The sequence below is a fragment of the Agromyces sp. NPDC058064 genome, assembly GCF_042885275.1.
Taxonomy (GTDB): domain Bacteria; phylum Actinomycetota; class Actinomycetes; order Actinomycetales; family Microbacteriaceae; genus Agromyces.
This window is the reverse complement of the sequence record NZ_JBHVSE010000002.1, coordinates 466,418-485,289: the sequence shown is the minus strand read 5'-3', so window position 1 is coordinate 485,289 and position 18,872 is coordinate 466,418. Positions and strand designations below refer to the sequence as shown.

Here is an 18,872-nt window from a genome sequence, read left to right as displayed (position 1 = left end):
CCGTTCCAGCCTATGCCCGGGCGACGGCTCAGTCGCGCAGCGGTCCGCCGCGCTCCTGCCGGCGAGCGATCATCGGCAGGAGGATCATCGCGATCACGACGACGGTCTGCACGCTGAGGCAGATGCGCATCGCGGCGGCCGGCCCGTCGAGATTCGCGAGGATCACCGCGAACTGGACGACGGGAGTGACGGCGGCCGCCACGACGATCCAGACGAGCGCACGGGAGCTCAGCCTCCCGCGACGCGACGGGGCGAGCGAATCGGCGCGACCGGCGCTCGCCCCGAGCACGATCGCGCCGGCGACGAGCACCGCCGTCGCGCTCCAGGCGCCCGGCACCGGCGGCAGCGCGGTGAACAGGCTCGCCGCCGCCACGAGCGGCGCGACGATCACGAGCCCGACGCCGACGAAGGCCCCGACGTCGACCCGCACCGGCTCGCCGCGCTCGATCCGGGCGTCGGCCGAGCGGCCGCCCCGCGCGCGCCAGTCTTGTGTGCGCGCGATCTCGGAGAACGCCACGAGGGCGAGCACCATCATCCACTGCACGCCGTAGAACCAGCCGACGTACTCCGAGGCGGCGCTCGGATCGGCGACCGCCACGCCGAACACGAGGACCGGTGAGAGGGCTCCGAGGGCTGCGACCCAGCGCAGCGCCACCGGGCTCAGCCGCCCGATGCGCCGGGGTGCGTTCGGCAGGCCGCGCCCTCCGCTGACCGCGAGCACGAGCACCCCGGCGAGCAGCAGTGCCGTCGAGGCCGCGTCGCCGACGACACGGTCGAGGCCGACGAGCACGGCGACGACGACCGAGACGGGAGCGAGCGCGACGAGCGCGACCCCGACGACCGCACCCGGATCGGCCGGCCGGTCCTCGACGATGCGGGTCGGCAGGGCCGTCGGGCGCGCGCGCCCGCGCGGGCGCGACGCCGTCGCGGCGGACTCTCCGACGGGCGCCGCGGCGGCGGCATCGGCGGCCTGCGCCGTGAGCACGCCGCGACGCACGAGCACGTCGAGCGCGGTGCGTCGGTCTTCGGCGACGGCGGCCGACGTGTCCGTCGCCGACGCGCGACCCCCGCGCCCGGCCCGACCGGCGGCCGGCGCGGCGTCGCGCTGGATCGCGTCGAGCTCGACCAGCACGTCGTACGGGTCGCGCCCGCCGGGCGTCTGCTTCGCCCACCGCTGCAGGTCGATCACGGCGTCCGCCCGACCGGTGCCCACGCGAACGTGCTCACGATCGCGTCGCTCAGGACGAGGCACGACTCGAGCAGCGCCTCGTCGACGGGCTCGGTGCCGTCGCGCAGCACGGCGGTCGAGATGAGCACGGCCTCACGGCGAGACGTGCCGGGGATCGGGACGAGGTAGTTCACCTGTTCGTTGACCGCGCCCTCGAGCCCCTCGAGCCTGTCGATCGTGCGGCGCCAGCGCACGATCGTGCGATCGTCGCCGAGGAAGTCGGCCTCGTGGTTCCGGAACAGGTCGGTGACGCGGCCGTCGAGCGACGCACCGCTCGGCTCCGTGAAGCGCGTCGCCGTGATCGACATGGGCACGAGCGCGGTGCCCTCGGCGCCGGTCGGCAGGTAGATCGCGATGCCCGAGCGCTCGCGCAGCTCGCGGAACGCGGACTTGACGGTCATGGTGAGCTCGAACTCGAGGTCGGGACGCGCGTACGCCCGCATCTTCGCCCGCATCTGGTCGAGGAGCTCGCGCTCGGACTCCGTCGACGGGTCGTGCCGCACCCAGCCCGGCGGGAAGAGCATGCGGAAGTCCGGGACGGCCGGCGTGACGGGGCTCATGCGCGCTCCAGGACGATCGAGTCGACGAGTGCCCACAGCTCGGGTGCCATCAGCCCGATCGATTCGGCGTCGCCGCTGCGCGCGATGATCGCCACGCGGGCCCCCGGCGGGGCGAAGACGTAGCCGAGCTCGGCGACCGTCGGGCCGCCCTCCTCGTCGCCGACGATGCGCGAGTAGCCCACGCCGGGGCCGAGGCCGGCGGCGCGCACCTCGAGCGGGCGCACCGCGACGAAGCTCGGAAGCGCCGCGATCTCGTCGGCGGGGCTCAGCAGGTCGTCTTCGGCGCGCTCGGAGATGAACAGCTGAGCGACCCCGGCCGCCGGCAGACCGTACGGGCAGTACCACAGCGCCGCCGAACGACCCGGGTCGAGGCCGTAGACCTGCGCCGCGAGCAGCTCGGGCAACTGGGAGGTGAGGGGCGAGTCGATCCACGCCGCCGAGATGTTCGAGGAGGCCGCGGTGGCGCGCGCCCACTCATCGAGCTCTTGGCCCTCGGGTGTCGGGAACGCCGCCGGCACCGGCAGCCACCACTTGCTTTCGTAGTCGAGCGAGTAGGTCAGCACCGTTCCAGCATAGGGATGCCCCGCGCCCGTCACCGGGCGGACCGGGCCAGCTCGCCCGACCAGCGATCGACATCGGCGGCGTCGCCGGCGTCGCCGATCATGCCGTCGATGTCGTTGTAGGCGCCGTAACCCGGCTTGGGAACGCTGTCGATGACGTTGAGCGCGATGTCGAGCGCGCCGTTGCCGTGCTGCGCGCCGTCGAGCACCGTGCCCGCGAGCGCCCCGTTGACGCGGTTGGTGACCGCGGGCCCCGCGCCGGCGAAGACGTCGGTGAGGACGTTCGAGATCGGCGCTGCCGAGCCGCCGGTGATGCGCGACCAGCCGGCGAGGCCCCGGTACGAGATGCCGTCGACCGCGTTGCGCACCGTGGCGATCTGGTCGAGGATGCCACGGCTCTGCGTCAGGTTGCCCGCCGAGTTGGTGACCGGCCCGCGCAGGAAGCCCTGGAGCCCGCGCAGTGCGCGCAACTCGCGGAACGCCGAGATGCCCACGAGGTCGCTGCCGAATCCCTTCGCGAAGGTGCCGAGACGCGACGCGAAGGTGCCCGCGCCCTTGAAGAGGGTGCCGAGCTTGGCCAATCGGCCGAACGGGAACACGCCGATCGCGGCGATCAGGATGTCCTGCCAGCCGCCGCGCCCGGCCGCGACCTTCCAGACGGTCAGGGCGAGCGCGGCGATGCCGACGAGCGCCGCCGCGAGCAGGATGAAGGGACCGCCGATCACGATCGCGGCGATCGCGAGGGCGACGCCCACGAAGGTGAGCACGGTGAGGATCACCTCGATCGCCGGGAGCGCGTTGTCCCAGAAGCTGTCGGAGACGCCGCGCTCGTTCGCGTCCTCCAGGCCGGTGAGGGCGTCGTCGTACGCCTTGTCCCACGTCTCGTACGGCAGGTCGTACTTCGCGGCCTCGAGCTCCCACAGCTCGTACGCCGCATCGCGGTCGCCCCGCAGGTCGTCGAGCCCCTGCTCGCGCAGGGCGGCCTCGGCGGCGGTCTCGTCGGTCGGCGGGATCCGGCGGCCCGCGTCGCCGTAGGCACCGCTCGCGGACTGGTACTTCGCCCAGAGCTCGACGCAGTTCTCGACGATCGTGTCGATCGTCGGCTGGACTTCCACGAGCACCTCGCCGTACTCGCGGATGACCTTGCCGCTCGGCTCGTAGCGCTCGCCCGCCTTCGCGAGGTCGGCGTGCACCTCGCCCGCCGTCTCCTTCAGGCTGTCGATCGAGTAGCCCTTGCCCTTCGCCCCGTCGACGATGGACCTCAGCAGTGCGGCCGACTCGCGCATCTGCACGCCGAGCGACTGCATGTCGCCGCCGCGCGTGGCGATCGCCGCGCCGTCGCCGGAGATCTTGCGGATCTCGCGACCCTTGGGCGAACCGTCCATGGTCAGGCCTCCTTGGGGTGGTTGTCGGTCTCGTGGTCGAGCGACAGCGACGCCGCAGCCTCGCTGTCCCAGTCCTTCCAGCCCTGGCCGACGTCCTCGACGTGCTTCTGGAGCTCGGCGATGTCCTGCTTGAGGGTCTCGCGCTTGTCGTTCCACGCGCCCTCGAACTTGTCGACCTGCGCGCGCAACCCGCCGCGCCCGAGCGGGCGGCCGATGTCGGACTCGAGAGAGTTCGACCGCGACCCGGCGCGATCGAACTCGACGATGATCTGCTTCAACGAACCGTTGAGCTCGTTGAGCACCTCGTACGGGATCTCGACGTCGGCACTCATACCACTCCTTCTCGCAGGTCCACAGGCCCAACCCTCGGGCTCGCTTCAGACTAGAGGCGTCGGCGCACCGTCGGAATGGGGAGAACTCACCATGTCGCGAACGGCGCCGACGACGGGCCGGAGATGCACGAAGGGCTCCCGCAGTGCGGGAGCCCTTCGACTCGGTGGACCCAGGGGGATTCGAACCCCCGACCTTCTCATTGCGAACGAGACGCGCTACCAACTGCGCCATGGGCCCGAGCGAGAACGAGCCTATCACCCTTCAGGGGGTGGCTCTGACCACCTGCGGGTCAGCCCGCCGCCCGCCGGCGGCGCAGCACCGCGTCGAGGTCGTCGAAGCCCGGTCGCGAGTCGTCGACGATGCCCATGCGCGCGTACGGGTTCGCCGCGGGCGCGGGCTCGGCGGGCCGGCGCGTCTCCGCGGCCGGCGCGGATGCCGCGGGGCTGATCGACGGCACGGGCGGCGCGAGCCGCTCGGCGCGGCGGGCGAGGGCGGCCTCGGACTCGGCGCGCTTGAGCTCCGCGGCGGCCTCGATCGACGCCATCGCCGTCGCGGCGATGGTGCCGCGCGAGAGGTGCAGCGGACGCGGAAGCGGCTGCGGCGTCCACCCGGCGGGTTCGACGGGCGTGTCGGGCAGCTCGATCGGCTCGAACTCGACGGCGGTGCGCTCGGGGGCGGCGACGCTCGTCGTCGGTCGCTGCGGGCGCACCCGCGCCAGCGCCAGGAGGCCGCCGACGGCGGCGAGGAGCACGAGCCCCGCGACGCCGGCGATGAGCAGCGGCGCGCCGAAGGCTGCGGCCACGAGGCCGCCGATGACGGTGAGGAGCGCCGCGAACGCGGTGAGCGAGCAGAGGGCGCGCCTGCGGCGCAGCGCGAGGCGTGCGGAGCGCCCCGCGACCCCGGTCGGGGTCGTCGGCAGCGCGATCGGCTCGGTGACGGGAGCGCGTGCGGCCAGCGCGGCCTCGGCGCGTGCGCGCGCGGCATCCGCGATCTCCTCGGCCTCGCGCCGCTCGGCGATCGCGATCTGCTCGGCCGCCTGGGCGGCGAGTCGGGCGGCCTCCTCGTGCTCGTGCAGGATGCGCTGCTGGGTGGCGACCTCGCGGGCCGTCGCCTCGACGACGACCGGCTCGGGCGTCTCGGCGGTCTCGGCCAGGATGCGGAGCGTCTGCTGGAGGCGGACCGCGTTGCGCTCGGTCGCGAGGTACTGCCGGCGGCGCAGCCAGTTCGGCAGCAGGTACGCGATCCACAGGGCGGCGGCCACCGCCACCAGGACCCCCCCGCCGATCACATCCATGGCGACAACATTAAGTCACCCGGCGCCCCTGCTCCGACTGGACTCGGGCGTGTTCAGCGATCTGTCAGGGGAAGTGGTCGTTCGCTCGCCGCCAGGTCGCCCGCGGACACGCGCGCCGCATCGCCCGGCACCCGCCCTTCGCGCCACCTGCGGAGCACCCCGCGGGGCACCTCCTCGCTGACGAGGGCGAAGGAGAAGTGGTCGCACCAGTGCCCGTCGATGTGGATGAACCGGCGACGGAGCCCTTCGTAGCGGAAGCCGAGCTTCTCGACGACGCGCAGCGACGGGCCGTTCTCGGGCCGGATGCAGATCTCCATGCGGTGCAGTCGCAGGACGCCGAAGCAGTAGTCCGTCGCGAGCGCGACCGCCGTGGGGGTGATGCCGCGGCCCGCGACCTCCTCGGAGACCCAGTACCCGATCGTCGCCGACGACAGCGAGCCGTAGCTGATCGAGGAGACGTTCAGCTGGCCGACGAGCTGCCCGTCGACCTCGATCACGAACGGCAGCCCGTGCCCGCTTCGCGCGTGCGCGAGGAGATTGCGGATCGACGCGCGTGCGTCGATGAACGAGCCGCCGCCCGGGTAGGTCGCCTCCCACTGGCGGAGCCAGCCGCGGTTGGCGAGGAGCACCCGTTCGAGCGCCTTCGCATCGCGGACGCGGATGGGCCGGAGCGTGACCTCGCCGTCACGGAGCGTGGGCAGGGCGACCGCGGCCATCTTCAGTCGGCTTCGAGGCGTGCGGTGTAGTCGACGAGCCAGCTCTTCAGCTCCGCGCCGAGGTCGTCGCGATCGACCGCGAGCTGGATCACGGCCTTGATGTAGTCCAGCTTGTCGCCCGTGTCGTACCGGCGACCACGGAACACGACCCCGTACACCCCGCCCGTGCCCTCCACGTCCTCCGCCATCGTCATCAACGCGTCGGTCAACTGGATCTCACCGCCCTTGCCCGGCGCCGTGTCCTCCAGCACGTCGAACACCTGCGGCTTCAGCACGTACCGGCCGATCACCGCATAGTTCGACGGCGCGACCTCCTTCGCCGGCTTCTCCACCAGACCCGTGATCCGCACCACGTCGGGATCGTCCGTCGCCTCCACCTGCGCCGCCCCGTACAAGTGGATCTGATCCGGATCCACCTCCAGCAACGCCACGATCGACGCATCCCGCCGGACCTGCTCGTCCAGCATCCGCGTCAGCAACTCGTCCCGCGCGTCGATGATGTCATCACCCAGCAGCACCGCGAACGGCTCATCCCCCACATGCATGTGCGCCCGATGCACCGCATGCCCGAGCCCCAACGGGTCGCCCTGACGCACGTAATGCATGTCGGCCAGCTCGGTCGACTCGTTCACCTTCTCGAGCTTGGCCGTATCGCCCTTGCGCTCCAGGGTCGCCTCCAACTCGGCCACCCGGTCGAAGTGATTCTCCAACGCGTTCTTGTTCCGACCCGTGATCATCAACACATCCGTCAGGCCGGCATTCACCGCCTCCTCGACCACGTACTGGATCGCCGGCTTGTCGACCACCGGCAGCATCTCCTTCGGCATCGCCTTCGTCGCCGGCAGGAACCGCGTCCCCAACCCCGCCGCAGGAATGACCGCCTTCGTGATCCGTTGAGTCATGGGCTCCAGCGTAGCCGTTCGGGCCCCGCCGACCGGCCCCGGGGCGGCCCGCTCACCGGGGCCTCGGCCTAGGATGTGTGCCATGCCCGAGGATCCGGACGTCCAGAAGCGCATCCTGCGCGCCGAGCTCCGCGAACGCCGCCAGAACATGCCGGCGCACGAGCGCGAGCTCGCGACCGAGGGCTTCACCGCCCGGCTCGAGGAGCTCATCGGGTCGACGGAGGCGGAGTCGATCTCGTGCTACCTGTCGATGCCGTCCGAGCCCGACACGCGGCCCTTCGTGAACTGGGCCGAGGCCCGGGGCATCCGCGTGCTCTTCCCGATCACCCGGGAGGACGGCCTGCTCGACTGGACCGTCGGCGAGGAGGCGAGCGAGACGGTCGGGCTCCACGGCACGCCCGAGGCCGTCGGCGAGCTCCTCGGCCCGATGGCGATCAACGACGTCGACCTCATCGTCATCCCCGCCGCGGCGATCGACGCGAGCGGCATGCGGCTCGGCTGGGGCCGGGGCTATTTCGACAAGACCCTCGGTTCGATGGGAAAATGTCCTCCGGTGTACGCCGTGGTCTTCGACAGCGAGTTCGTCGAGCACGTGCCGCGCGAGGTGCACGACCAGCCGGTGAACGGCGTCGTGACCCCCACCCGCATCATCGCCTTCTGACCGGATCGGCCGGTCTCCACGACCGGAGAGTTCCATGCCCACCTATTCCTACCGCTGCACCGAGTGCGACAACGCCTTCGACATCCACCAGGCGTTCACCGACGACACCCTGACGGTGTGCGAGGTCTGCGGCGGCAAGCTGCGCAAGCTCTTCAACACGATCGGCGTCACGTTCAACGGCTCGGGCTTCTACCGCACCGACTCGCGTGCGGGCGGCGGGTCGTCGACGGGCGGCTCGGCCGGCTCGGCCGGCTCGGGCTCCGGCTCCGGCTCGGGCTCCGGCTCGGGCTCCGGCTCGTCCAAGTCGGCCTCCTCCACGAGTGGCGGAAGCGCCGGGAGCAGCTCCACCGCCTCCTCCTGACGTTCGGCTAGCGTGGTGCCCGTCTCACAAGCGACCCGAGGGAGAAGAAGCGTGATCAAGGGCTTCAAGGAATTCATCATGCGCGGCAACGTCATCGACCTCGCCGTCGCCGTCGTCATCGGCGCGGCGTTCACCGCGGTGGTGAACTCGATCGTCGCGAACCTCATCAACCCGCTGATCGGGCTCCTGTTCAAGGCCGAGAGCCTCGACGAGGCGCTCGTCGTCACCATCGGCGACGCCGACTTCCGGTTCGGCGCGATCATCGGCGCGATCATCTCGTTCCTCGCCGTCGCGGCCGTGGTCTACTTCGTCTTCGTCATGCCGATGAACCACTTCAAGGAGCGCGCCGAGGCCAAGCGCAAGGCCGGGCAGCCCGACCCCGAGGAGCCCGAGACCGAGCTCACGGTGCTGGCGCAGATCCGGGACCTGCTCGCCGAGCAGGGGCCGGCGGCCGGCGGCGCCCCGGCGGGGCGTCACACCGAGCCGTAGCGATCCGCTCCGACAGGATGAGCCGGTCGGCCGTCGCCCGGAGGGCGGTGCCGACCGGCTCATCCTGTTCCGGCGTCCGGTCGTGCGCTCGAGCGTTCAGTCGCGCTGCCAGTGCGGCGGACGATCGCGGGTCAGCCGTTCGTCGTCGGGCGACGGCGGGCGCGGCGGGCCGCCGGGTGCGGTGCCGGGATCGGCGCGCGGCGCCTCGCGCTCGACGGGGGCCTCGGGCGAGGGATCGGATCCGGGTGCGGGCGTGAGCCGCGCCCGTCGCGCCCGACCCGGCGCGCGTTCGACGCGCTGACGGGGCGGCTTCGGCGTCGTCGGCTCGGGTTCGTCGCTCACGGTGCGCGCGGCGGCTCGTCGCCCTCGGCCGCGGGGTCGGGCTTCCCGAGGAGCGCGGCGACGCGCGCCGCGACGGCATCGGGGTTGCCGAAGAGTTCGAAGCTGTGCACCCGCAGGTAGTGCCAGCCGAGGCGGCGCAGCACGTCGGGGCGGAGCCGCAGCGACTCGCGCAGGCTCTGGCCCGCGAAGGCGTCGTCGGTCTCGACGACCACGGCCTTGCCCGCGTGCGCCGCCGCGAGCGCGAGCCGCCCGCGGTGGCCGACGCTCACGCGGATGCCGCGCCGCTCGAGCCGCGCGCCGAGGTCGCGCAGCATCGGCCCCGGCGGGTTCGCCTCGCCGCGATCGGCCGCGCGCTCCTCGGTCTGCGTGAGCACGTTGGCGAGGGCCAGCACGCCGTGGCTCTGGCGCGACTCGTCGATGTCCTCGGGCCGGAACGCCGAGACGAGGTCCATCGACCGCCGTGCGCGGGTCATGCCGACGGCGAGCAGCCGGTCGCCGCCGGGCTCGCCGAGCGAGCCGAAGTTCGAGAGCAGTCGCCCGTGCGGCGTGCGGCCGTAGCCGATGGAGAAGATCACGCGGTCGCGGCTCTGCGCGACGGCCTGCTCGAGGGTGAGCACGGTGAAGGGCTCGGCGCGGTCCTTCAGGATGAAGGCGCTGAGGTCGGTGCGCTTGGCGAACGCGGCGAGCACGGCCTGGTGCACGCGCGCGGCGTGGCGGGTGCTCGCCGTGATCACCATGAGCGACTCGCGGGGCCGCTTCACGGCGTGCTCCATGACGAGCTCGACGACCTTGGCGACCTCGGAGTCGATCGACTCGACCGTGCCGGTCACGGCGTCGGGCAGCCCGTTGCCCGAGACGTAGTGGAGGCCGAGGCTGCCGTGCCCGAGGAAGCTGCCGGCCCACGGCATCGACACGATCCGCCCCGCGTAGAAGCGGCGGTTGACGAGCTCGGCGAGGTCTTCGCCGCCCGCACGGTAGCTGCGGGTGAGGGTGAGCGTCGGCAGCAGCTCGCCGAGGCGCGCGAGCGCCGAGTCGGCGTGCAGGGCGTCGACGCCGTGGTCGGCCTCGGCCGGCTGGTCGCCGTCGTCGATGCCCGTCTCGAAGAGGGTCGGCGTCTGGGTCACCGGGTCGCCGAAGGCGACGACCTGCCTGGCCCGGCGGATGGCGCCGAGGTTCTCGGCGATCGTCGTGGCGCCGGCGTCGACGAGGAGCACCGTGTCGAACGGGATCCGGTCGTCGATCGCGGCGACCTCGTAGGGCGAGGCGAGCCACACGGGCGCGAGCACGCGGAAGAGGTCGGGGACCTCGGTCTGCAGGGCGCTCACGCGGACCCGGTCGCCGCGGAGCATCCGCTTGAGGGTCCCGGCCTGCTCGGGGTGGTCGACGAGCGCGACCTTCCAGTTCTCGGCGAGCCGCCACGCCAGCAGCGGACCCGCGGCCGAGGCGTGCGCCTCGTCGACGAGCCGGAAGTCGCCCTCGAGGCGGTCCAGCACCGTCGTGTTCGCGCCGAGCAGCGCCTTCTCGCTCGCGAGCACCTGCTCGAGCACCGACTGCCACCAGGCGAGCTCGAGCTCGCCCGCGACCGCGGGCTCGGGCACGTGGCGCCGCGCAAGGTCGAGGAGCAGCGGGTCGAGGCCGAGGTCGCGCAGGCGCCCGAGGATCGCGGTGCGCTCCTGCAGGTTCGCGAGCACCTCGGAGTCGGCGGCGAGCCCGGCGAGGGTCGCGACGAGCTCGCGGATCGGGCGGGCGGCGAGCTGGCGCGGGGTGCCGACGATGTCGAGCGGCACGTCGAGGGTGGCGAGGTCGGTCGCGACGTGCTGGAACGCGACGTGCACGTCGTCGAGCCCGACCGGCACGCCGGGGATCGCACCGGCATCCGAATAGCGCTGCCACAGGGTGCGCTGCTGCTGGATGCCGCGAAGCGCCGCGTTGAGGTCGGTGACGTGCACCCCGGGGCGCACGTACTCGAGGGCGTGCCTGCGCAGCCGGCGCCGGTTGGCGCCCGACATGCCCGGCGACTCGCGCCGGGGCGCCGTCGCGGTGATCAGCTCGCCGAGCGGCCGGTCGTAGACCGACGGCTGGAACCGGTCGAGCGTCTCGCGCACGTCGAGGAGGAGCCGCAGGAAGACGCCGAGCTCGGCGATCGACTCGAACTCGCGGAGCCGGGTCTGGGCGATGAGCGCGCGACCCCGCTCGAGGAGCCGCGGCACCTCGAGCGAGCTCAGGCGCTTGGCGAGCTCGTGGGCGTTCGTCGCCTCGGCCGAGCTCGAGAACGCCGCGCCGTACCAGGGCGAGTCGCCGGGTCCGTACCGGAACTCGCCGAGCTCGGCGGCGCGGGCGAGCTCGCGGGCGACGTCGCCGCGCCCGCTCGAGAGGGCGACGAGTGCGGCGTGGTCGAGCCTCGCGGTCGTCGAGGGCGGCATCGGCAGGAGCGCGAGCCGGGCGAGCTCGCCGAGGGCGTCGAGCACCGAGACCTCGAGCTCGGGGTCGCGCCGAGTGAGCGCGGTGCGGTAGTCGAGCAGCACCTTGCGCAGCCGCACGAGCGCGTCGTCGACGTCGGCCACGCGGGGCCGCTCGGCCTTCTCGTTGCGGGAGATCGACTGGATGAGCTCGCGGCGGAGGCCGGCCGTGGTGACGGCGGCGCCGCCGAGGCCGATCTGGCCGAGCCGGTGGGCGATGCCGTCGAGGCTCGCGCGTCGCGAGCCGACGACGAGCACCCGCTTGTCCTTCGCGACGAGGGCGCCGATGGCGTTGACCACCGTCTGCGTCCCGCCGGTGCCGGGCAGGGTCTTCACCACGACCGAGGAGCCCGCCTCGATCTCGGCGATCACCTGCTCCTGCTCGGGATCGGCGTCGAGGAGCAGCGTGTCGGTCGAGGGCGGCCGCTCGTCCTGCGAGACGGGGCGGACCGGCTCGTCGCGGGCGGCGGCGACCGACGCCTTGGCCGCCGGGTTGCCCGCGAGGGCGTCGATCACGGGGTGCTCGAGCCGCGAGGCATCCGCCGCCATCTCGGGGCCGACCTCGGCGAAGGAGGAGACGACGAGTCGCGGAGCGACCTGGAACCACGGGAGGTGACTGGTGAGGCCGCGCAGGCGGTCGATGACCGGCTGCGGCTTGAACGCCCCGTTCGTGATCGCGAGCGCGACGAACGCCTCGGCGTCGAGGGTGATCTGGAACTGCTCGCGGAGCTCACGGGCGAGCGCGGGGTTCAGGAACGGCTGGCCCTTGAGCTTGAGCTCGAAGTCGCGGCCGTAGCGGCGGATGGCGAGCGGACGCAGGAGCACGGGCGCGAGGAACTCCTCGCCCCCGTTGCGCCACGAGGCCAGGCCGATCGCGAGGTGGACCGACTCGATGCCGCGGACGCTCCGCAGCTCGATGCCCTTCTGGGTGATCTCCGCGGCGGCGAGCCTGGCGTTGCGGAGCGCGAGCTCGTCGCGGATGAGGCTCGAGAGCAGCGTCGACTTGCCGGTGATGAACTGCGGCAGCCCGCCGGGATGCGTGGTCGAGAGCTCGATGCGGGTGCGCGGCGTGTCGACGAACCGCACGAGCGGCGAGCGACCGCCGACCGAGGCGAGCTCGGCGCTCCAGCGGCGCCAGCTCGGCTCGGCGACGTTGCCGGCGATGAGTTCGGGGTCGCCCAGGCTGACGCCGTCGGGGCTCGTGATGTCCTGTTGCATGTCGTCCGGGGTGAGGTCGTCGGCTGCGGCATCGGCCTCCTCGCCGAGGATCTCGTCCTCGGCGTCGTCGTTCCGATCGAGCCGCTGCACACCGACACCCTAAGGCGAAACACGCGAATTCCTCGGAGCATCGCCGCATCGAGCGCTCATTCGATACCCCCAGGGTATTGTGCTAGCGTCGTCGAATGCTCCCGAACAGCCCCGCCCCCCGTTCGCCGCGCGTCACCGTCGTCATCGGCGGGGTCGCCGGAGGCATGTCCGCGGCCACGCGCCTGCGCCGCCTCGACGAAGCGCGCGAGATCATCGTCGTCGAGCGCAGCTCCGCGGTCTCCTTCGCGAACTGCGGTCTTCCGTATCACGTGTCCGGCGTCATCGCCGAGCGCGACGCCCTCTCGCTGCAGACGCCCGAGCGCCTCGCCGAGCGGTTCCGGCTCGACGTGCGCGTGCGCCACGAGGCGATCGCGATCGACCGCGCCGAACGCACCGTCGCCGTGCGGGACCTCGCGAGCGGCCGGGTCGAGTCGCTGCACTACGACGAGCTCGTGCTCGCGCCGGGCGCGGCGCCGCGTCGCCCCGCCGACGTCGCGGCCGGCGCGCCGCTGCACACGCTGCGCACGCTCGACGACCTCGACCGCATCATGGACCGCCTCGACGACGCCCCCGCGGGGAACGCCGTCGTGATCGGCGGCGGGTACATCGGCATCGAGATGGCCGACAACCTCGCCCGGCGCGGGCTCACGACCACGCTCGTCCAGCGCGGCGGGCAGCTGCTCGGCGCGCTCGACGAGGAGATGGCGGCCCCCGTCGCCGACCACCTCGCCGCGCACGGCGTCGCCCTGCGGCTCGGCCGCACCGTGCAGCACGTCGCCGCAGACCACGTGCGACTCGACGACGGCACCCGCCTCGCCGCCGACCTCGTCGTCGCGGCGATGGGCGTCGTCCCCGAGACCGGCCTCGCCGCCGAGGCCGGCCTCGCCGTCGGACCGAGCGGCGGCATCGTCGTCGACGGGTCGCATCGCACGAGCGACCCCGCGATCTTCGCCGTCGGCGACGCCGTCGAGCAGCGCGACGCCGTCGACGGCGGACCGCGGCTCGTGCCGCTCGCAGGCCTCGCCAACCGTCACGGACGGGCGGCGGCCGACGCGATCGCCGGGCGCCCGGTCGCCGCACGTCCCGCGCTCGGCACCGCGATCATCGACGTCGCCGGCCTCGCGGTCGCGAACGTCGGCTGGACCGAGCGCACCGCCCGCGCACGCGGACGGGCCGTGCGCGTCGTGCACTCCCACCCGCTGTCGCACGCCGGCTACTACCCGGGCGCGTCGCCGATGTCGCTGAAGCTCGTCGTCGACGCCGCGAGCGACCTGATCCTCGGGGCCCAGGCCGTCGGCACCGACGGCGTCGACAAGCGCATCGACGTGCTCGCCACGGCGATGGGCGCCGGCATGACCGCCTCCTCGCTCGCCGAGCTCGAGCTCGCCTACGCCCCGCAGTTCGGCCAGGCGAAGGACCCGGTCAACCAGCTGGGCTACATCGCCGAGAACCTCGCGGCGGGCACGGACCGGGTGATCCAGTGGCACGAGCTCGACGCGGAGCTCGCGGCGGGCGCGGCGCTCCTCGACGTCCGCGCGGAGGCCCAGCTCGCCGAGGGGGCCATCCCCGGGGCCCGGTGGGTGCCCGTCGAGCGGCTGCGCGAGGCCCACGCCGAGTACGCCGGGCGCCGCATCGTCGTGCACTGCCGGGTCGGCCAGGGCGCCCACACCGCGGCGCGCCTGCTCGCCGCGCTCGGGCACGACGTCGTCAACCTCGACGGCGGATTCCTGACCTGGCGCGACGGCATGCGTGCCCGCGAGCTCGCCTCCGCGGGGCCCGACCGCCTCGAGGCGGCCGCCTGAGGCCGCCGCATCCCACCACTCCGAGCCCGACACGACCACCTCCGAACGACCGGAAGAAAGAAGCGAGGCATCCGATGCAGTCACTCTCCCCCACCGAGGTGCACGCGACCGACGACGCGTACATCATCGACGTCCGCGAAGCCGAGGAGCTCGCCCAGGCGCGCATCGACGGCGCCCACCACATCCCGCTCGGCGAGCTCGTCGCCCGGCTCGACGAGGTGCCGCGCGACCGCACCGTCTTCGTCATGTGCCACGTCGGCGGCCGCAGCGCGCAGGCCGTGGCCTACCTCGAGCAGCAGGGCGTCGACGCGGTGAACGTCGACGGCGGCATCCTGCAGTGGTACCGCGCCGGGCTCCCGGTCGAGATGGGCGGCGCAGGATGAGCGCGCCCGTCGAGGACCTCGCGATCGACGCGATCGGCGACGAGGGCGCCGACGCCGACCGCCTGGCCGAGCAGCGTCGCATCGCCAACCGGCTGAAGCGGGCCCGCGGCCAGCTCGGCGCCGTCATCGAGGCGGTCGAGTCGGGCGCCGACTGCCGCACCGTGGTCACCCGGCTCGCTGCGGTCTCGAGCGCCCTCGACCGCGCCGGCTTCGCGATCATCTCCTCGGCGCTGCGCGAGTGCCTCGCCGACGAGCAGTCGTCGACGGGCGCCGAGCCCGGTGCGGCCCCGGCGTCCGGCGCCGCGGCGAAGCCCGACGTCGAGGAGCTCGAACGGCTCTTCCTCAGCCTCGCCTGAGCCGAGCCGAGCCGGCCCGGTGCGGTCGCGCGGGTCTCGACGCGGCCGGGTCACGGCGCGAGCGCTGCGCAGAATGACGGATGCCCCGCCCACGAGTCGTGGGCGGGGCATCCGGTCGTGCGGAGCAGCGGGAGCACGCCCCGCACGACGGTTCCGCACCCCTCGCGACCGCCTGTGCAGTGGCGGTCGATCGGCTGCGAGGGGTGACGTCTCGGCGGGGCGCGACGTGCGCGCCCCGCGTCGGGATCAGCGGGCCGTGTACTCGAGGCCGTGCGCCGCGGCGACGGGCTCGTAGGTCAGCTTGCCGGCCGTGGCGTTGAGGCCCTTCGCGAGCGCGGCATCGCCGTCGAGCGCGGCCTCCCAGCCGAGGTCGGCGATCTTCAGCGCGTAGGGGAGGGTCGCGTTGATGAGCGCGGGGGCGGAGGTCGCGGGAACCGCGCCGGGCATGTTCGCGACGCAGTAGTAGATCGCGTCGTGCACCTTGAAGGTCGGCTCGGCGTGCGTCGTCGGGCGCGAGCCCTCGAAGCAGCCGCCCTGGTCGATGGCGATGTCGACGAGCACGGCGCCCGGCTTCATCGAGGCGACCATCTCGTCGGTGACGACCTTGGGAGCGGCGGCGCCGGGGATGAGGACGGCGCCGACGACGAGGTCCGCGGTCTTCAGCGCGCGGGCGATCTCGTACGAGGAGGACGCCATCGTCTTGATGCGGCCGTGGTAGCGGCCGTCGATCTCGCGCAGCTTCGGCAGCGAGATGTCGAAGACGGTCACGTCGGCGCCGAGGCCGAGCGCGGTCGCCGCCGCCTGCTCGCCGGCGACGCCGCCGCCGATGACGACGACGTTGGCGGGTGCCGTGCCGGGGACGCCCGCGAGCAGCACGCCGCGGCCGCCCTTCGAGGCGTGGAGCTCAGCGGCGCCGACCTGCGGGGCGAGACGCCCGGCGACCTCGCTCATGGGGGTGAGCAGCGGCAGCGAGCGGTCGGCGAGCTGCACGGTCTCGTACGCGATCGCGGTGACGCCCGAGTCGAGGATGGCCTGCGTGAGCGGCAGGTCGGCCGCGAGGTGGAGGTAGGTGAAGAGCGTCAGGTCGTCGCGGAGGTACCCGTACTCGCTCGCGACGGGCTCCTTGACCTTCAGCACGAGCTCGGCGGACCACGCCTCGGCGGCGGTGGCGACGATGCCGGCGCCCGCCTCGACGTACTCGGCGTCGGTGTAGCCGGCGCCGAGACCGGCGCCCGCCTCGATGACGACCGAGTGACCGCGCTGCGTGAGCGCGTGCACGCCGGCGGGGTTCATCGCGACGCGGAATTCGTTGTTCTTGATCTCAGCGGGCACGCCGATACGCATGATTGCTCCGAATAGCTCCCGGTCGACCGCGCGGGTCGACCGAATGGAATGTGGGTGGATGCGAACATCATCGCCGCTTGTTCGTCGTTCTGAAAGAACAACCGTGGAAGATTCGGTAGAATCATCCAATCTGATTCATTCATGCGAAAGCGAGGGTTCCGATGGCGGATGCACCGCAGATCAGCGCTCCGGGCGTCGAGCCCGCGCCCGTGGTGCTCGACGCGATCGACCGGCAGATCATCGCCCTCCTGCACGAGAACGCGCGCATCCCCAACGTCGATCTCGCGCGCGCCGTCGGCGTCTCGCCGTCGACCTGCCTCGCCCGGGTCCGCTCCCTCCGCGAGCGCGGCGTCATCGTGCGCTACACCGCCGAGATCTCACCGGCCGCGCTCGGCTACCACCTGCAGGCGCTCGTGAGCGTGCGCATCCGCCCCGGCGCCCGTCACCTGATGGAGCAGATCTCCGACGAGCTCCGCACCCAGCCCGAGGTCGCGCAGCTCTTCTTCCTCGGCGGCTCCGAGGACTTCCTCATCCACGTCCGCGTGCGCGACAGCGACCACGTCCGCCAGTTCGTGCTCAAGAACCTCTCCGCGAACCCCGCCGTCGCGCTCACCGAGACGAACCTCGTGTTCGAGCACCACACGGCGATGCCGGCGGGGCTCCGCACCGTGCTCTGACGAAGGGCTCCTCAGCCGCGCAGCGGCAGGATCTCGGCGAGGTCGAGCCCGTCGGGTGCCTCGAGCTGCGCGTAGGTGCAGCTCTCCGGCGTCCGATCGGGGCGGAACCGCCGGAACTGCGCCGTGTGGCGGAACCGGTCGCCCTCCATGTGGTCGTACGCGACCTCGACGACGAGCTCGGGGCGGAGGGGCACGAACGAGAGGTTCTTGCCGGCGTTCCATCGACTCACGGCCCCGGGCATGCGGCCGCCCTGCTGCGCCGACTCCTCGGCCCAGCCGCCCCACGGGTGCTCGGCGAGGTCCGCGGCGACGAGCGGCTCGAGCTCGGCGACGAGGCTCGCCCGCCTGGCCATCGGGAACGCGGCCACGACGCCGACGTGCTGCAGCCTGCCGTCGTCGGCGTAGAGGCCGAGCAGCAGGGAGCCCACGACGTCGCCCGACTTGTGCCACCGGTACCCGGCGACGACGCAGTCGGCCGTGCGCTCGTGCTTGATCTTGAACATCGCGCGCTTGTCGGGCAGGTAGGCCCCGTCGAGCGGCTTCGCGACGACGCCGTCGAGGCCCGCTCCCTCGAACCGGGTGAACCAGTCGCGCGCGACGGCCGGGTCGCTCGTCGCGGGGGTCGTGAAGATCGGGTCGGATGCCCCGGCGAGCGCGTCGACGAGACGCGCGCGCCGCTCGGCGAACGGTCGCGGCATGAGGTCGTCGGAGCCCTCGGCGAGCAGGTCGAAGCCGACGAACGAGGCCGGCGTGCGCTCGGCGAGCATCCGCACGCGGCTCTCGGCCGGGTGGATCCGCTGCTGCAGCGCCTCGAAGTCGAGCCGCCCGTCGGTCGCGATGACGATCTCGCCGTCGACGACGCACCGCGACGGCAGGTTCTCGCGGAGGGCGTCGACGAGCTCGGGGAAGTAGCGGGTCATGGGCCGCTCGTTGCGGCTGCCGAGCTCGATCTCGTCGCCGTCCTTGAACACGATCGTGCGGAACCCGTCCCACTTGGGCTCGACGTGGCCGGTGTCGGGGATCTCCTTCACCGACTTGGCGAGCATGGGCGGGACTGGCGGCATCACCGGGAGGTCCATCCGACCATCCTGCACCTCCGTGCGCCGCGGCGGTAGCACCGGGGCGCGGGCCGGTCAATCCCTCGCGCCGGTGCGCCCGCCGCGCGTAACGTCGAATTCGCCGGAGCCGGACCATGCAGCCGGCGGCGCGAGGAGCACCCATGAGCGACGAACGATCCGACGATCCCGGCGAGCAGGACGAGCAGGACGCGGCGCTCCGGGCAGCGGAGCAGCACCAGCGGGCCGAGGAGGACGCCGACGCCGACGAGCGCGTCGTCGTCCGCGATCCCGAGACCGGCCGCACCTCCGAGGAGGAGGCGCAATGAGCTCGACCATCGATCGCCCCCCGCCCGCGCAGCACGGCGGGACCGCGCTGCCGCCGATCGGCCTCTGGTGGCCCATGCTCGAGGGGCCGCTCCGCCGCGAGATCCTCGAGAACCTCGATGCTCCGCTCCGCACGGTCGTGGTGCGGCGCATCCTCGAGCTCTGCGAGGCCGACGCGGGGGTGCCGCGCACGCCCGTGCGCCTCGACGAGAACGAGCGCGCCTACATCGCGGGCTGGATGCACGCCGTCGACTGGAGCTGAGCACGGGGGCCGCGCACGCGGATGGCAGGCCCCCGGTCCCTGACGACGACGGAGGCGCGCAGGGGCGC

Annotated in this window: 21 protein-coding genes and 1 tRNA gene; 9 read left to right on the top strand and 13 right to left on the bottom strand. The window is 73.0% G+C overall.

Going from position 1 to position 18,872, the window contains the following annotated elements; translation table 11 throughout:
- Window positions 1–28 precede the first annotated feature (28 nt).
- From ACFVSL_RS08070 to galU, 9 genes are all read right to left on the bottom strand, one after another.
- Complete coding sequence (locus tag ACFVSL_RS08070; RefSeq protein WP_386940019.1) at window positions 29–1,213, bottom strand: hypothetical protein; 1,185 nt, start codon at window positions 1,211–1,213, stop codon at window positions 29–31.
- A complete protein-coding gene (locus tag ACFVSL_RS08065; protein ID WP_386940017.1) occupies window positions 1,186–1,788 on the bottom strand; it encodes a hypothetical protein in 603 nt (200 codons plus the stop codon). The genes ACFVSL_RS08070 and ACFVSL_RS08065 overlap by 28 nt, the downstream gene beginning before the upstream one ends.
- Window positions 1,785–2,351 (bottom strand): hypothetical protein, encoded by a 567-nt coding sequence (locus ACFVSL_RS08060; RefSeq protein WP_386940015.1) that lies wholly within the window; start codon window positions 2,349–2,351, stop codon window positions 1,785–1,787. Before ACFVSL_RS08060 ends, ACFVSL_RS08065 begins: the two co-directional genes overlap by 4 nt.
- Before the next feature lie 29 nt (window positions 2,352–2,380).
- Window positions 2,381–3,733, bottom strand: a complete 1,353-nt coding sequence (locus ACFVSL_RS08055; protein WP_386940013.1) for a hypothetical protein — start codon at window positions 3,731–3,733, stop codon at window positions 2,381–2,383.
- Window positions 3,734–3,735: 2 nt separating this feature from the next.
- Entirely contained in the window at window positions 3,736–4,065 is a 330-nt protein-coding gene (locus ACFVSL_RS08050) for a hypothetical protein (RefSeq protein WP_386940011.1), read from the bottom strand.
- A gap of 165 nt (window positions 4,066–4,230) precedes the next feature.
- Window positions 4,231–4,303: transfer RNA gene (locus ACFVSL_RS08045), tRNA-Ala, on the bottom strand.
- Window positions 4,304–4,355: 52 nt separating this feature from the next.
- On the bottom strand, window positions 4,356–5,360 hold the full coding sequence (locus ACFVSL_RS08040) for a hypothetical protein (RefSeq protein ID WP_386940009.1): 1,005 nt from the start codon (window positions 5,358–5,360) through the stop codon (window positions 4,356–4,358).
- Between the two features lie 53 nt (window positions 5,361–5,413).
- A complete protein-coding gene (locus ACFVSL_RS08035; protein WP_386940007.1) occupies window positions 5,414–6,076 on the bottom strand; it encodes a GNAT family N-acetyltransferase in 663 nt (220 codons plus the stop codon).
- Window positions 6,077–6,078: 2 nt separating this feature from the next.
- Window positions 6,079–6,978 (bottom strand): UTP--glucose-1-phosphate uridylyltransferase GalU, encoded by a 900-nt coding sequence (gene galU, locus ACFVSL_RS08030; RefSeq protein WP_386940005.1) that lies wholly within the window; start codon window positions 6,976–6,978, stop codon window positions 6,079–6,081.
- Between the two features lie 82 nt (window positions 6,979–7,060).
- Between galU and ACFVSL_RS08025 the strand changes: the two genes are divergently transcribed.
- The 3 genes from ACFVSL_RS08025 to mscL all read left to right on the top strand — a co-directional run bounded on the left by ACFVSL_RS08025 (window position 7,061) and on the right by mscL (window position 8,489).
- Window positions 7,061–7,639: a 5-formyltetrahydrofolate cyclo-ligase gene (locus ACFVSL_RS08025; protein ID WP_386940003.1), complete on the top strand. Its 579-nt coding sequence runs from the start codon at window positions 7,061–7,063 to the stop codon at window positions 7,637–7,639.
- 34 nt (window positions 7,640–7,673) lie between these two features.
- Entirely contained in the window at window positions 7,674–8,000 is a 327-nt protein-coding gene (locus ACFVSL_RS08020; RefSeq protein WP_386940001.1) for an FmdB family zinc ribbon protein, read from the top strand.
- A gap of 78 nt (window positions 8,001–8,078) precedes the next feature.
- Window positions 8,079–8,489: a large conductance mechanosensitive channel protein MscL gene (gene mscL / locus ACFVSL_RS08015; protein ID WP_386939999.1), complete on the top strand. Its 411-nt coding sequence runs from the start codon at window positions 8,079–8,081 to the stop codon at window positions 8,487–8,489.
- Between the two features lie 96 nt (window positions 8,490–8,585).
- Here the strand turns inward: mscL and ACFVSL_RS08010 are convergent, their stop codons facing one another.
- Together ACFVSL_RS08010 and ACFVSL_RS08005 are read right to left on the bottom strand one after the other, a co-directional pair.
- Window positions 8,586–8,831, bottom strand: a complete 246-nt coding sequence (locus ACFVSL_RS08010) for a hypothetical protein (RefSeq protein WP_386939998.1) — start codon at window positions 8,829–8,831, stop codon at window positions 8,586–8,588.
- Entirely contained in the window at window positions 8,828–12,598 is a 3,771-nt protein-coding gene (locus ACFVSL_RS08005; RefSeq protein WP_386939996.1) for an AAA family ATPase, read from the bottom strand. The genes ACFVSL_RS08010 and ACFVSL_RS08005 overlap by 4 nt, the downstream gene beginning before the upstream one ends.
- Before the next feature lie 95 nt (window positions 12,599–12,693).
- On the opposite strand from ACFVSL_RS08005, the gene ACFVSL_RS08000 reads away from it, so the two are divergent.
- From ACFVSL_RS08000 to ACFVSL_RS07990, 3 genes are all read left to right on the top strand, one after another.
- Window positions 12,694–14,400 (top strand): FAD-dependent oxidoreductase, encoded by a 1,707-nt coding sequence (locus ACFVSL_RS08000; protein WP_386939995.1) that lies wholly within the window; start codon window positions 12,694–12,696, stop codon window positions 14,398–14,400.
- 74 nt (window positions 14,401–14,474) lie between these two features.
- Window positions 14,475–14,783 (top strand): rhodanese-like domain-containing protein, encoded by a 309-nt coding sequence (locus ACFVSL_RS07995; protein WP_386939993.1) that lies wholly within the window; start codon window positions 14,475–14,477, stop codon window positions 14,781–14,783.
- Window positions 14,780–15,139: a metal-sensitive transcriptional regulator gene (locus ACFVSL_RS07990; protein ID WP_386939991.1), complete on the top strand. Its 360-nt coding sequence runs from the start codon at window positions 14,780–14,782 to the stop codon at window positions 15,137–15,139. Before ACFVSL_RS07995 ends, ACFVSL_RS07990 begins: the two co-directional genes overlap by 4 nt.
- A 246-nt stretch (window positions 15,140–15,385) precedes the next feature.
- On the opposite strand, the gene ald is transcribed toward ACFVSL_RS07990, so the two are convergent.
- Window positions 15,386–16,483 carry an alanine dehydrogenase gene (gene ald / locus ACFVSL_RS07985; RefSeq protein WP_386939989.1) on the bottom strand — a complete coding sequence of 366 codons (1,098 nt, stop codon included), beginning with the start codon at window positions 16,481–16,483 and terminating at the stop codon, window positions 15,386–15,388.
- A 161-nt stretch (window positions 16,484–16,644) separates the two neighbouring features.
- Here ald and ACFVSL_RS07980 point away from each other — a divergent pair, with 161 nt between their 5' ends.
- The gene (locus ACFVSL_RS07980; protein ID WP_386939987.1) at window positions 16,645–17,160 is read left to right on the top strand and encodes an Lrp/AsnC family transcriptional regulator; all 516 of its coding nucleotides are present in this window, start codon (window positions 16,645–16,647) and stop codon (window positions 17,158–17,160) included.
- An 11-nt stretch (window positions 17,161–17,171) separates the two neighbouring features.
- On the opposite strand, the gene ACFVSL_RS07975 is transcribed toward ACFVSL_RS07980, so the two are convergent.
- Entirely contained in the window at window positions 17,172–18,239 is a 1,068-nt protein-coding gene (locus ACFVSL_RS07975) for an ATP-dependent DNA ligase (RefSeq protein ID WP_386939986.1), read from the bottom strand.
- A 140-nt stretch (window positions 18,240–18,379) separates the two neighbouring features.
- Between ACFVSL_RS07975 and ACFVSL_RS07970 the strand changes: the two genes are divergently transcribed.
- On the top strand, window positions 18,380–18,544 hold the full coding sequence (locus tag ACFVSL_RS07970; RefSeq protein WP_386939984.1) for a hypothetical protein: 165 nt from the start codon (window positions 18,380–18,382) through the stop codon (window positions 18,542–18,544).
- Window positions 18,541–18,804: a hypothetical protein gene (locus ACFVSL_RS07965; RefSeq protein WP_386939982.1), complete on the top strand. Its 264-nt coding sequence runs from the start codon at window positions 18,541–18,543 to the stop codon at window positions 18,802–18,804. The genes ACFVSL_RS07970 and ACFVSL_RS07965 overlap by 4 nt, the downstream gene beginning before the upstream one ends.
- Window positions 18,805–18,872: the final 68 nt, after the last annotated feature.